Below are 12,330 nucleotides of genomic sequence, written 5' to 3'. Positions count from 1 at the left end.
CCGACGATGCCCGCGATGGACAGCCCCGCAAACACCAGGTAGCCGGCGGTCAGCACCACGAGGTACAACATGAACGGCACCAGCAGCAGCACATTGAGCAGCCCCAGACCGGCAATCGACACGATCACGCGGATCAGGTTGCCGACCGAGCGGCGCTTCTGCCATTGCCGGTAATTCGCCTGCGCCTTCAGCTCGCGCGCCAGCTTGACGGGGTCGCCCAGCGCGGCGATTACATCCTCCTCGCGACGCCCCGCGGCGAGCGCGTCACCGATGTACTCGTGGTAGTCCGCCACAATTTCATCGACCGCCTGCTTCGGCAGACTGCTCAGTTCCCGGCGCAGCGTTTCAATGAATACGTCCTGCTTCATGGGTTTTCCCCTGTGTTCTGTTTGCCTTGTTGTCCCAGCACGCCGTTGACCTCGTCGACGAAACTGCGCCACTCATCTTCCATCTCCAGCAGACTGCGACGACCCGTACCCGTGAGCGAGTAGTACTTGCGGGGCGGCCCCGAACTCGATTCGACCAGGTAGGTCGAGACCCACGCTTCCGCCTGCAAGCGGCGCATCAACGGATAAATCGTGCCTTCGCTGATTTCCATCGTTTCCGCGAGCGTCGACACCAGCTCGTACGCGTAGCTGTCCCCGCGGGCCAGGACGGCCAGCACGCACATATCGAGCGTTCCTTTCTTCAACTGCGTTTTCAAGCGAACTCCAGCATTTGTAGTGTGCGTTGCAAGGTACCGTGCTATGCACTGGCGCCGGACGCACTTCGAGCCGCGGTGACCATGGACCGAACTATAGCAACCTGTACTGTTTTATGCAAGGTACCGTTCTATACACATTTCCTTGCCAAGCGATGCACCGGATCATCGCGCCGCTGCGGGCAATTGCGAGGAAGATGCGGACATCGCTCCATGCCATTCCTCTGTCAGTCATATTTGCATGATCACCAGTCAAAAACGTTGATTTACATGCAATTTCGTATCGTCGAATATGCTGTATCGACTCGCTCGATCAACCGGAAAGGAAACTCATCATGTCCATGCAAGCGTTGGTGCTCAGCCGTTACGACGGCCCGCTCGAACTGACCGAGATCGCCCGGCCCAGTCCCGTGGAGGGCCAGGTGCTGGTGCGCATCGCGGCGAGCGGTCTGAATCCTTTGGACACCAAAATCCGCGCCGGTAGCGCTGGACATGCGAAACACCCGCTGCCGCTCGTGCTGGGCATCGACATGGCCGGCGTTGTCGAAGCGGTCGGACCCGGCGTGAGCGCGTTCAAGCCGGGCGACGAGGTGTACGGGATGACGGGCGGGGTCGGCGGCATCCAGGGTTCGCTTGCGCACCATGCAGCCGTCGATGCCGATCTGCTCGCGCTCAAGCCCGCCAATCTTTCGATGCGCGAAGCCGCCGCCCTGCCGCTCGCCTTCATCACGTCATATGCGGGCATCGTCGACCGGGCGCATCTGCAGGCGGGGCAAACGGTGCTGGTTCATGGCGGCGCGGGCGGCGTCGGACATGTGTCGGTGCAACTTGCGCTCGCGCTCGGCGCACAGGTATTTGCGACCGCCAGCTCCCGCGATCGGGACTACGTCGCGCAGCTGGGCGCCACGCCGATCGACTATCGCGCGCAGTCCGTCGACCAATACGTTCAGGCGTTGACGCAAGGGAAAGGGTTTGAGCTCGTGGTCGACACGGTAGGCGGCGCGACGCTCGACGCGTCCTTCGCTGCGGTGAAGCATTTCGGCCACGTGGTCAGCGCGCTGGGCTGGGGCAACCATGCGCTGGCACCGCTCTCGTTTCGCGAGGCGAGCTACTCGGGCGTGTTCACGCTGTATCCGCTGCTGAGCGGCGAGCATCGCAAGCATCACGGTGAGATGTTGCGCGAAGCCACGCGACTCGTGGAAGCAGGCAAGCTCAGCCCGCGTCTCGATCCGCGCCGCTTCGAGCTGGCTTCAGCGGAACTCGCCTATGAAGCCATCACCGGCGGCACGGCGCGCGGAAAAGTCGTCGTAGAGATCGCCTGAAATCAGATGATCAACCGCGAAATCTTCGTGCCTTCCAGCGAGATGCCGGCCATCAGGCCCGCGTTGGTCAGCACGAAAGCCACGACGGGACTCATGGCCGTCGAGGTGTCGAGGTTGCCGTTCGCGCCCACCTTTGCGAGCGCGACGGTGGCGTCGGCACCGGCGGCCCACCCCTGGCTTTGCTCGAATTTATCGAGCGCTTGCTGGGTCAGAAACGCAAAGACGATCGCCTTCGACTGGGCGCCGATCTGCAAACCGAACGAGCCCGCCACCGTGCTGTAGTAACCGGTTGTCTGGCCGTCGACGCGCAAGCCGCCCTGCCCGTACTGTCCGCCGAACCAGAAGCCCGCCGCAAACACCGACGGAAACACCAGCACGCCGCGCGCTTTGGACAGGACCTCTTGCGAGCCGTGCACCGAGTTTTGCAGGCGCGTGAGCGTCGCATCAATACCGGCGTTGATCGTGTTGCGCTTTTGCGCGTAGTCCTCGGCGCTTTCTCCCGAGCTAAGCGACGTGGTCGTGCAGCCGCCCAGCGCGAGTCCGCTCGCCGCCAGAATCACACTCGTGCCGGTAATGAATTGACGTCGATGCATGGTCGCATTCCTATGAAGAGAGGGTTCAGTACGTCCGCTGGCGCAAAGCCCTGCGGCGTTGCTACGGCATTGAAGTCCGTTTTCAATCGATAAGCAACCGTTTCATCACGATTGCGCCAGACAGCCCGAAAATTTCGATTGCACCTGTGACCGTCCTGCGCGCAATGAGTTCGCACGATGCTGCTTACCCAACGCTTCTCGAACACTTACCGCAGCCTCGCCACGGTAGTCCCGAAGATGCGGTTCAGCCCCGCTGCAAGAGCGCAGTTCGCAGCGTAGGGACCGGTACAATAACGGGCAACCCAGTCTCATTCGAGGTGCCGGCCATGTCCTTCATTCGTGCGCTGCTGTCTGGCCGCCTCGCGCATCTGTGCGCGGTTGCGGGGTTCGCAGTACTGACGCTCGGCGGCTGCGCGGGCCTGTTTGGGAACGATCCGTTGCGCGTCAGCGTGGCCGGCATCGAACCGCTCGATAGCCAGGGCCTCGAGATGCGCTTCAACATGAAGCTGCGAATCCAGAACCCGAATGAATCGGCGCTCGACTTCGACGGCGTGTCGGTCGATCTGCAACTCAACGGCAAGGACTTTGCCAGCGGCGTCAGCGATCAGCGCGGCAACGTGCCGCGCTATGGCGAGACGCTGGTGAGCGTGCCGTTGACCGTGCCGGCCTTCACCGCGCTGCGGCAGGCGTTCTCGCTAGCCGGCAGCGACGCGCCGCCCGGCCAGTTCCCATACGTTCTGCGCGGGCGGCTGGCGGGCGGCATCACGGGGGGCACGCGCTTTATGGATCAGGGCACCTTGTCGCTGCCGGGATTCGGCGGACTCGCCGGACCATGAAACCGGGGCTGCGCGGCGCGCCAATGAAAAACGGGGGTTGCGTAGACCGGTGCAAACCACACCCGCCGACGTAACCCCCGCTTCCGCTTTACCCGCTGCTCAACCCTGCGTTCAACCTGCTTAAACCACTTCGAACAAACCCGCCGCGCCCTGGCCGCCGCCGATACACATCGTCACGACCACCAGCTTTGCGCCACGCCGTTTGCCTTCGATCAGCGCGTGCCCGGTCAGGCGCGCACCCGACACGCCATACGGATGGCCGACCGCAATCGCGCCGCCGTTCACGTTGAGCTTGTCGTGCGAAATGCCGAGCTTGTCCGCGCAATACAGCACCTGCACGGCAAAGGCTTCGTTCAGTTCCCACAGGTCGATGTCCTCGACCTTCAGACCCGCCTGCCTGAGCAGCTTCGGCACCGCGAATACCGGGCCAATGCCCATCTCATCCGGCTCGCAACCGGCCACCGCGAAGCCGCGGAAAATGCCCAGCGGCTGCAGACCTTCGCGCTCTGCAACCTTCGCGTTCATCACGACGCACGCCGACGCGCCGTCCGAAAACTGGCTTGCGTTGCCCGCGGTGATCACGCCGCCGGGCAGCGCCGTGCGGATCTTCGATACGCCTTCGAGCGTCGTGTCGGCGCGAATGCCTTCGTCGGCGGCGATCGTGACTTCCTTCGTGAAGAGCTGGCCGCTGGCTTTGTCGGCGACGCCCGCGAGCACCGTCATTGGCACGATTTCGTCGTTGAACTTGCCGGCTTCCTGCGCGGCCGCCGCGCGCTGCTGCGAGCGCACGCCGTATTCGTCCTGACGCTCTTTCGAAATCGCGTAGCGGCTCGCGACCGTTTCGGCCGTTTGCAACATCGACCAGTAGATTTCCGGCTTGTTCTTGCTCAACCAGCCTTCGACCATCATGTGGTGGTTCATCTCGTTCTGCACACACGAGATCGACTCCACACCGCCCGCGACGAACACGTCACCTTCGCCGGCAATCACGCGCTGCGCGGCCAACGCAATGGTCTGCAGGCCCGACGAGCAAAACCGGTTGACCGTCATACCCGGCACGCTGACCGGCAAGCCTGCACGCAAGGCGATCTGCCGCGCGATGTTGCCGCCCGTCGCGCCTTCCGGATTGGCGCAGCCCATGATCACGTCTTCGACGCGCGCCGGATCGAGCTTCGCCCGTTCGACGGCGGCCTGCGTCACATGGCCGCCGAGCGTCGCGCCGTGCGTCATGTTGAAAGCGCCGCGCCACGATTTGGCAAGACCCGTGCGGGCGGTCGATACGATTACGGCGTCAGTCATGCATGTCTCCTGCTTCCAATGTTGAATGTGGTTCGTTTTGACGATCAGGCCCGCAGACCACCCAAGGTCCCCGATCAACCGTGTTCAAGCCGTCATTGCCCTGACAGCCCGGCGGCCTGCACACGTGCGACACCCGCTGCGTGCAGATCGCGCCAGGCGGCGTCGAGCGAACCGTTGAGATCGATGGCGCGCGTCGCGTCCTCGATCAGCGCAACTTCAAATCCTGCGGCCCGCGCGTCGAGCGCGGACCACGCAACGCAATAGTCGGTGGCAAGGCCGCAGCACCACACGCGTTTTACGCCCGTCTCGCGCAAATAACCCGCGAGGCCGGTCGGCGTCTTGCGATCGGCTTCGAGAAAAGCCGAATAGCTGTCGACCTCGACGTGATGGCCTTTACGGATCACCGCGCGCGCATGCGCAATGTCGAGATCGCGATGCAAGGCGGCCCCGGAGGTACCCTGCACACAGTGGGTCGGCCACAGCACCTGTTCGCCATACGGCAGCGTGAGCATCTCGAACGGCGTGCGGCCCGCGTGGTTCGCGGCGAACGAGACATGCGAAGCCGGATGCCAGTCCTGCGTCAGCACGACGTGGCTGAACCCGCGCGCGAGCCGGTTGATCACCGGCACGACTTCGTCGCCATGCGCGACGGCCAACGCCCCGCCCGGCATGAAGTCGTTTTGCACGTCGATGACGAGCAGGACCTCGTCGGCATCTTTCATCGTCATACCTCGTTGCATCTTGCAGCTACCTCACTGAAGCGGCTTGCGCCACGCGAACCGCGTGCTCAGCCGTTGAACCCACGGCCCTGGGCCGCCAGTTCCGCAATGCCCGGCGCGAGTTGCCACGCGTCGCCGTTCGGCCGCGCGGCATAGCCGCGGATGGCGCGCTCGACGTTATAGAGCCCGACGGTGTCCGCGTACAGCATCGGACCGCCGCGCCAGACCGGGAAGCCGTAGCCGGTCAGATAGACCATGTCGATATCCGACGCTTTCGACGCAATGCCTTCGTCGAGAATCTTCGCGCCTTCGTTGGCCAGCGCAAACACCAGACGCTCGACGATTTCCGCGTCGCTGATCTTGCGGCGTTCAATGCCGGCTTCCTTTGAGTACGCGACGATCATCTCGTCGACCTGCTTCGACGGATACGCCGCGCGGTCGCCGGCCTTGTAGTCGTACCAGCCGCCGCCGGTTTTCTGCCCGAAGCGCCCCGTCTCGCACAGACGGTCGGCGATTTTCGAGTAGTGCATATCAGGATGCTCCTGATAGCGCCGCTTACGGATCGCCCAGCCGATGTCGTTGCCCGCCAGATCGCTCATGCGGAATGGGCCCATCGCGAAGCCGAACTTCTCGATGGCCTTATCGACCTGTGCCGGCAACGCGCCCTCTTCGAGCATGAAAAGCGCCTGACGAATGTACTGCTCGATCATCCGGTTGCCGATAAAGCCGTCGCACACACCCGACACCACCGCGGTCTTCCTGATTTTCTTCGCCAGTTGCATGACCGTGGCGAGCACGTCTTTGGCCGTCTCTTTGCCGCGTACGACTTCGAGCAGCTTCATCACATTGGCCGGGCTGAAGAAGTGCATGCCGACCACGTCCTGCGGACGCTTCGTGAAAGCGGCGATCTTGTCGACATCCAGCGTGGAGGTGTTCGAAGCCAGAATCGCGCCCTGCTTCGCGACTTCATCCAGCTGCCTGAACACCTGCTCCTTCACGCCGAGCTCCTCGAATACCGCCTCGACAATCAGGTCGGCGCTCTTCAGGCTTTCATACGACAGCGTGGGCGTGATGAGCGCGAGGCGCTGCTCCATGACTTCAGGCTTCAGCTTGCCCTTCTTGACGGTGGCTTCGTAGTTCTTGCGGATCGTGGCGAGCCCACGGTCCAGCGCTTCCTGCTTCGTTTCGAGCAGCGTGACCGGCAAGCCCGCGTTGATGAAATTCATTGCGATGCCGCCGCCCATCGTGCCGGCGCCGATCACGGCGACCTGCCTGATGTCGCGCAGCGGCGTGTCGGCAGGCACATCCGGAATCTTGCTGGCCGCACGTTCACCGAAGAACGCATGCCGCAGCGCGCGGCTTTCGGGCGTTTGCACCAGCGCCATAAAACACTCGCGCTCGAACGCGAGGCCCTTGTCGAAACCGTTCTTGACGCCCGCCTCCACCGCGTCGATGCATTTATGCGGCGCGGGGAAATTCTGCGCCAGCGCGGCGACGCTGTTGCGCGCGAACTGGATGAAACCTGCCGCATTCGGATGCTCGATCTTGCGGTCCCGCACCTTCGGATGCGGACCGCCTTGCGCGCCGACCTTGCGGGCAAACGCCAGCGCGGCTTCGGCCAGGTTGCCTTCCACCACCTCGTCGAACAGGCCCGTACCGGCGAGCTTCTCCGACATCACCGGCGCGCCCGACACGATCATATTGAGCGCGGCTTCGAGTCCGATGGCGCGCGGCAGACGCTGCGTGCCGCCCGCGCCCGGCAGAATGCCGAGCTTCACTTCCGGCAGCGCGATCTGCGCGCCCGGCGCGGCGATGCGGTAATGCGCGCCCAGCGCCAGTTCGAGGCCGCCGCCCATCGCGACGCTGTGAATGGCCGCGACGACCGGCTTCGCACTGCCCTCAACGGCCTTGATGACCGTGTGCAGCGTGGGTTCCTGGGTGGCTTTGGGCGTGTTGAATTCGGTGATGTCCGCGCCGCCCGAAAAGGCTTTGCCGGCGCCCGTCAGCACGATGGCCTTGATGGCCGGATCGTGCTGCGCGCGCTCGAGACCTTCGACGATGCCGGCTCGGGTCGACAGGCCGAGCCCGTTGACCGGGGGATTGTTTAGTGTAATGACGGCGACGCCGTCATGAGTCGTGTAGTCCACTGCCATCTGCCTGCCTCCTTGCGGTAAGGCCGCGCATGACGCGCCGCCTGTGCCGGTTCATTGTCCGACATTCCGGGTCAGCCAGCAGAATACACAAAAAAGCACGCTCGTTCAATTTAATGCGAACGGGGGTTTGCCCTGGTGATTCAAGCGCGCAGTTTCAAATCGCGTCCTCCACCGCCGAAGGCAACACGTGATCGCGGAAAATCTCGCGCAGCCTGAGCTTTTGCAACTTGCCGGTGGCCGTGTGCGGCAGTTCTTCGACGAACACCACGTCGTCGGGAATCCACCATCTGGCTACCTTGCCCTGATAGAAGGCGATCAACTCTTCACGTGTGAGCGCGACGCCGGGCCGCTTGACCACCACCAGCAACGGCCGCTCGGTCCACTTCGGATGCGAGCAGGCAATGCACGCCGCTTCGGCCACCGCCGGATGCGCGATCGCCACGTTCTCGACGTCGATCGAACTGATCCACTCGCCGCCCGACTTGATCACGTCCTTGCTGCGGTCCGTGATGTGCAGGAAACCGTCGCGATCGATCGTAGCCACGTCGCCGGTCGGAAACCAGCCGTCGACGAGCGGCGATTCGTCCTTGCGGAAATACCGGTTGATGACCCACGGGCCGCGCACATGCAGTTCGCCGAACGCGACGCCATCCCAGGGCAGATCGTTGCCGTCCGGACCGACGATCTTCATGTCCACCCCGTAGATCACGTGTCCCTGCTTTTCGCGCAGCTTGCGCTGTTCTTCGGGCGGACGTTGCGCCTGCTCCCATGTGAGTTTCGCCAGCGTGCCGAGCGGCGACATCTCCGTCATGCCCCACGCGTGAATCACTTCGACACCGAAGTCGTCCTGAAACGCGCGCAGCATGGCGGGCGGGCACGCCGACCCGCCGATCACCGTGCGGTTGAGCGAAGAGAAGCGCACGCCGGCCTGCTTCATATAGGCAAGCAAACCGAGCCATACAGTCGGCACGCCGGCCGAGCACGTGACGCGCTCGGCCTCCATCAGCTCATATAAAGACTTGCCGTCCAGATCCTTGCCGGGAAACACGATACGCGCACCCGCCAGCGGCGCCGCGTGCGGAATGCCCCATGCGTTCACATGGAACATGGGCACCACCGGCAGGATCGAGTCGCCCGCGGAGATGCCCATCGCGTCGGGCAGCGAAGCGCCGAACGCATGCAGCACCGTGGAACGGTGCGAGTACAGCGCGCCCTTCGGATTGCCGGTCGTGCCGGAGGTGTAGCAAAGATACGAGGCCGCGCGCTCGTCGATGACCGGCCATTCATAAACACCGTCTTGCGGCGCCAGCAAGGTTTCGTAACTGATGACAGGCGTCTTCATGCCGGGTAGATGCGCCTCGTCGGTCAGCGCAATCCAGCCGCGCACCTTCGGGCATTGCGGCGCGAGCGCGTCCACCAGTGCGGCAAAGGTGATGTCGAACAGCACATAGCTGTCGTCCGCGTGATTGATGATGTAGGCAATCTGCTCGGGAAAGAGCCGCGGATTGATGGTATGGCAAACCGCGCCGAAACCGGTCGTGCCGTAGTACGCCTCCAGATGCCGGTAGCCGCACCATGCGAGTGTGGCAACCCGTTCGCCCGGCTCTACGCCGAGTCCGATCAACGCCTGCGCCAGCTGCTTCGCGCGCTTTTCGCAAGCACGATAGGTATACCGATGAACGTCCCCTTCGACCCGCCGCGACACGATCTCCGTGTCGCCGAAATAGCGCGCGGCATGCGCAATCAGCGACGAAACCGTGAGCGGCACGTCCATCATTTGTCCAGACAGCGGCATCGTCATGAGTAGCGCTCTCCTCGCCTTTTTTCTTTCGTTGGTTGCCGGTTGGTTGCCGCTGCGTTCGACCCGCAGCCGGCGCCGGAAACCCATCTGGCATCAAGGTCAAACCGGCCGGCCAGCAGGTCCGCGAGCGCGGATTTACAATATCGGTTAATCCAGAGGCGCTCAATATGTCGTTTTCCCCAAGCATGACCGGCCTGTCCGGGCCCATGGCGGCGCTTGCCGGCGCCCTCGGCACTGCGCGCGAAGGCGCATTTGCCCAGCTCGGCGGCGTCTTCATGACGCGTTTGCCGGCCGCGCCGTTAAGCGCGCCATACGTCGTCGGCTTTTCCGCGGAGACTGCCGCGCTGCTGGGGTTGAACCCAGCCATCGCGCAAGATCCCGCCTTCGCCGAGTTCTTCTCCGGCAACACCACCCGCGACTGGCCCGCTGAAGCAATGCCGTATGCGTCCGTCTACTCGGGGCATCAGTTCGGGGTGTGGGCGGGGCAGCTCGGCGATGGACGCGCGCTAGGCCTCGGCGAAATCGCGCACGACGGCGCGCGCTACGAACTGCAACTCAAAGGCGCGGGACGCACGCCGTATTCGCGCATGGGCGACGGTCGCGCGGTGCTGCGCTCGTCGATCCGCGAGTACCTGTGTTCGGAAGCCATGCATCACCTCGGCATTCCGACTACGCGCGCGCTATGCGTGATCGGCTCCGATCAGCCGGTGCGGCGCGAAGAGGTGGAAACAGCAGCGGTCGTGACGCGCGTGGCGCCTAGCTTCGTGCGCTTTGGCCACTTCGAGCATTTCTACTCGAACGACCGCGTCGACGCGCTGCAGGCGCTTGCCGATCACGTGATCGAACGCTTCTATCCGCAATGCAAGGCAGCGGAGGATCCGTACCTCGCGCTCCTGAACGAAGCCGTGCTGTCTACCGCGGACATGGTCGCGCAATGGCAGGCCGTCGGCTTCTGCCACGGCGTGATGAACACGGACAACATGTCGATTCTCGGGCTTACTATCGACTACGGCCCGTTCGGTTTTCTCGACGGCTTCGACGCGAACTTCATCTGCAATCACTCCGACTCGCAAGGCCGTTACGCGTACCGGATGCAACCGCAGATTGCGTACTGGAACCTGTTCTGCCTCGCCCAGGGACTGCTACCCCTGCTCGGGCCGCAGTACGACGAAAGCGCCCGCGGCGAGGCGGCGGTGAAAGATGCGCAAGGCGTGCTGGAAGGTTTCAAGGACCGTTTCGCACCCGCGCTGGAACGTCTGATGCGCGCCAAGCTCGGCCTGCAGCTCGAGCGCCCCGGCGACGACGCGTTGGTGAACCGCCTGTTCGACGTGATGCAGGCGAACCGCGCCGATTTCACGCTGACCTTCCGCCATCTGGCGCGCGTGTCGAAGCACGACGCGAGCGGCGACGCGCCGGTACGCGACCTGTTTCTGGACCGCGCCGCCTTCGACGCCTGGGCGAACGACTACCGTGCGCGGCTCTCCGAAGAAACCCTCGACGACGCCGCGCGGGCCATTGCAATGAACCGCGTCAACCCCAAATTCGTGCTTCGCAATCACCTGGCGGAAACGGCGATCCGCCGCGCCAGGGAGAAGGACTTTTCGGAAGTCGAGCGGCTGGCGGCAATCCTGCGCCGTCCCTTCGACGAACAACCGGAATACGAAGCGTATGCCGCGCTACCGCCCGCCTGGGCCAGCTCGCTGGAAGTGAGCTGCTCGTCTTAAAGCGCGCCACTCCATCACCGACCTCGAGACAGGATCCGACCATGAGTTCCAACACCGACGACACCAGAAGCAGCGCGCCTGCCGTGCAGAAAGACGACGCCGAATGGCGCAAGCAGCTCTCCGAGATCGAATACCAGGTGACGCGTCATGCGGCCACCGAGCGCCCCTTCACCGGCCGCTACAACGACCACTGGGACCGCGGCATTTATGACTGCGTGTGCTGCGGCACGGCGCTGTTCGAATCGGACACCAAGTTTGACGCCGGCTGCGGCTGGCCGAGCTACTTCAAGCCGATCGACGGCGAGGTCATCGCCGAGAAAACCGACCGTTCGCACGGCATGCTGCGCATCGAGGTGCAGTGCAAGAATTGCGGCGCGCATCTGGGCCACGTGTTCGAAGACGGTCCGGCGCCGACCGGCCTGCGCTACTGCATCAATTCGGCTGCGTTACAATTCGACCCCAAGTAACGCAACGCGGGTCGGCGGCGTTGCTGGGCGGCGTGCTGCCGTCCAGCGATACAACCCCTTCATCCAGCTTGCGAACCGGCCACCCCGCGCCGGCCGCTGGCCGGCTGCCGCGACGGGTACAGACAGCGCGCACACCATGAGGGCCCTGCGCCCTTCACTCTTCAAATTCTCCCGACCAGATAATGAAATTCCTGTTCGATCTGTTCCCGATCATCCTGTTTTTTGTCGCGTTCAAGCTGTGGGGTATTTTCACGGCGACCGCCGTAGCGATCGTCGCCACGCTGGTGCAGATTGCCTGGGTGGCGTTCCGCCATCGCAAGGTCGATCCGATGCTGTGGGTGAGTCTGGGCGTCGTCACCGTATTCGGCGGCGCGACCCTCGTGCTGCACAACGACACCTTCATCAAATGGAAGCCCACCGTGCTGTACTGGGCGTTTTCGGTGGCGCTGATCGTCTCGCAACTGGCGTTCAACAAGAACCTGATCGAAGCCATGATGGGCAAGCAGATCACCTTGCCGCATCGCACCTGGAGCCAGCTCAGCGTGATCTGGGCCGTGTTCTTCGTGCTGCTCGGCATTCTCAACCTGTTCGTGGCATATCACTTCTCCACCGATGCCTGGGTCAATTTCAAACTGTTCGGCGCGACCGGCTGTCTGGTGGTGTTCATCGTCGGGCAGAGCCTGTGGTTGTCGAAGTACATGAAGGAAGAAGAGTGA

General features: G+C 63.5%; 12 protein-coding genes. 5 read left to right on the top strand and 7 right to left on the bottom strand.

Annotated elements, in window-relative coordinates:
- Together VGH41_RS12910 and VGH41_RS12905 are read right to left on the bottom strand one after the other, a co-directional pair.
- Positions 1-368: DUF1700 domain-containing protein (locus tag VGH41_RS12910; RefSeq protein WP_331597841.1), on the bottom strand; the 368-nt coding region annotated here is incomplete at its 3' end.
- Positions 365-703 carry a PadR family transcriptional regulator gene (locus VGH41_RS12905; RefSeq protein WP_331597840.1) on the bottom strand — a complete coding sequence of 113 codons (339 nt, stop codon included), beginning with the start codon at positions 701-703 and terminating at the stop codon, positions 365-367. The genes VGH41_RS12910 and VGH41_RS12905, both read right to left, overlap by 4 nt.
- Positions 704-1,035: 332 nt before the next feature.
- Here VGH41_RS12905 and VGH41_RS12900 point away from each other — a divergent pair, with 332 nt between their 5' ends.
- On the top strand, positions 1,036-2,022 hold the full coding sequence (locus VGH41_RS12900; RefSeq protein ID WP_331597839.1) for a zinc-dependent alcohol dehydrogenase family protein: 987 nt from the start codon (positions 1,036-1,038) through the stop codon (positions 2,020-2,022).
- A 2-nt stretch (positions 2,023-2,024) separates the two neighbouring features.
- Here the strand turns inward: VGH41_RS12900 and VGH41_RS12895 are convergent, their stop codons facing one another.
- Positions 2,025-2,615 carry a BPSL1445 family SYLF domain-containing lipoprotein gene (locus tag VGH41_RS12895; protein ID WP_331597838.1) on the bottom strand — a complete coding sequence of 197 codons (591 nt, stop codon included), beginning with the start codon at positions 2,613-2,615 and terminating at the stop codon, positions 2,025-2,027.
- Between the two features lie 326 nt (positions 2,616-2,941).
- Between VGH41_RS12895 and VGH41_RS12890 the strand changes: the two genes are divergently transcribed.
- Entirely contained in the window at positions 2,942-3,451 is a 510-nt protein-coding gene (locus VGH41_RS12890) for an LEA type 2 family protein (protein WP_331597837.1), read from the top strand.
- Positions 3,452-3,571: 120 nt separating this feature from the next.
- Here VGH41_RS12890 and VGH41_RS12885 read toward each other — a convergent pair whose 3' ends face one another.
- From VGH41_RS12885 to VGH41_RS12870, 4 genes are all read right to left on the bottom strand, one after another.
- Positions 3,572-4,750: an acetyl-CoA C-acyltransferase gene (locus tag VGH41_RS12885; RefSeq protein WP_331597836.1), complete on the bottom strand. Its 1,179-nt coding sequence runs from the start codon at positions 4,748-4,750 to the stop codon at positions 3,572-3,574.
- A 92-nt stretch (positions 4,751-4,842) separates the two neighbouring features.
- Positions 4,843-5,472, bottom strand: coding sequence for a bifunctional nicotinamidase/pyrazinamidase (gene pncA / locus VGH41_RS12880; RefSeq protein ID WP_331597835.1), 630 nt, complete (start codon positions 5,470-5,472; stop codon positions 4,843-4,845).
- A gap of 65 nt (positions 5,473-5,537) precedes the next feature.
- A complete protein-coding gene (locus tag VGH41_RS12875) occupies positions 5,538-7,622 on the bottom strand; it encodes a 3-hydroxyacyl-CoA dehydrogenase NAD-binding domain-containing protein (RefSeq protein ID WP_331597834.1) in 2,085 nt (694 codons plus the stop codon).
- A 154-nt stretch (positions 7,623-7,776) separates the two neighbouring features.
- Complete coding sequence (locus tag VGH41_RS12870; RefSeq protein WP_331597833.1) at positions 7,777-9,423, bottom strand: 3-(methylthio)propionyl-CoA ligase; 1,647 nt, start codon at positions 9,421-9,423, stop codon at positions 7,777-7,779.
- Positions 9,424-9,590: 167 nt separating this feature from the next.
- On the opposite strand from VGH41_RS12870, the gene VGH41_RS12865 reads away from it, so the two are divergent.
- The 3 genes from VGH41_RS12865 (at position 9,591) to VGH41_RS12855 (ending at position 12,330) form a co-directional block, all read left to right on the top strand.
- Positions 9,591-11,147 (top strand): protein adenylyltransferase SelO, encoded by a 1,557-nt coding sequence (locus tag VGH41_RS12865; protein WP_414696644.1) that lies wholly within the window; start codon positions 9,591-9,593, stop codon positions 11,145-11,147.
- A gap of 41 nt (positions 11,148-11,188) precedes the next feature.
- The gene (gene msrB / locus VGH41_RS12860; protein ID WP_331597832.1) at positions 11,189-11,614 is read left to right on the top strand and encodes a peptide-methionine (R)-S-oxide reductase MsrB; all 426 of its coding nucleotides are present in this window, start codon (positions 11,189-11,191) and stop codon (positions 11,612-11,614) included.
- Positions 11,615-11,796: 182 nt separating this feature from the next.
- Positions 11,797-12,330, top strand: coding sequence for a septation protein A (locus tag VGH41_RS12855; RefSeq protein ID WP_331597831.1), 534 nt, complete (start codon positions 11,797-11,799; stop codon positions 12,328-12,330).

Origin of the sequence: Paraburkholderia sp. (genome assembly GCF_036488795.1) — a bacterium.
GTDB lineage: Bacteria > Pseudomonadota > Gammaproteobacteria > Burkholderiales > Burkholderiaceae > Paraburkholderia.
Note: the sequence above shows the minus strand (reverse complement) of the source record. Positions and strands in the feature narration are given on the sequence as shown.

Coding starts and splice junctions, on each gene's coding strand:
- VGH41_RS12900 (WP_331597839.1), top strand. CDS start 1,036: ATGTCCATGCAAGCGTTGGTGCTCAGCCGTTACGACGGCCCGCTCGAA.
- VGH41_RS12895 (WP_331597838.1), bottom strand. CDS start 2,615: ATGCATCGACGTCAATTCATTACCGGCACGAGTGTGATTCTGGCGGCG.
- VGH41_RS12890 (WP_331597837.1), top strand. CDS start 2,942: ATGTCCTTCATTCGTGCGCTGCTGTCTGGCCGCCTCGCGCATCTGTGC.
- VGH41_RS12885 (WP_331597836.1), bottom strand. CDS start 4,750: ATGACTGACGCCGTAATCGTATCGACCGCCCGCACGGGTCTTGCCAAA.
- pncA (WP_331597835.1), bottom strand. CDS start 5,472: ATGAAAGATGCCGACGAGGTCCTGCTCGTCATCGACGTGCAAAACGAC.
- VGH41_RS12875 (WP_331597834.1), bottom strand. CDS start 7,622: ATGGCAGTGGACTACACGACTCATGACGGCGTCGCCGTCATTACACTA.
- VGH41_RS12870 (WP_331597833.1), bottom strand. CDS start 9,423: ATGACGATGCCGCTGTCTGGACAAATGATGGACGTGCCGCTCACGGTT.
- VGH41_RS12865 (WP_414696644.1), top strand. CDS start 9,591: ATGTCGTTTTCCCCAAGCATGACCGGCCTGTCCGGGCCCATGGCGGCG.
- msrB (WP_331597832.1), top strand. CDS start 11,189: ATGAGTTCCAACACCGACGACACCAGAAGCAGCGCGCCTGCCGTGCAG.
- VGH41_RS12855 (WP_331597831.1), top strand. CDS start 11,797: ATGAAATTCCTGTTCGATCTGTTCCCGATCATCCTGTTTTTTGTCGCG.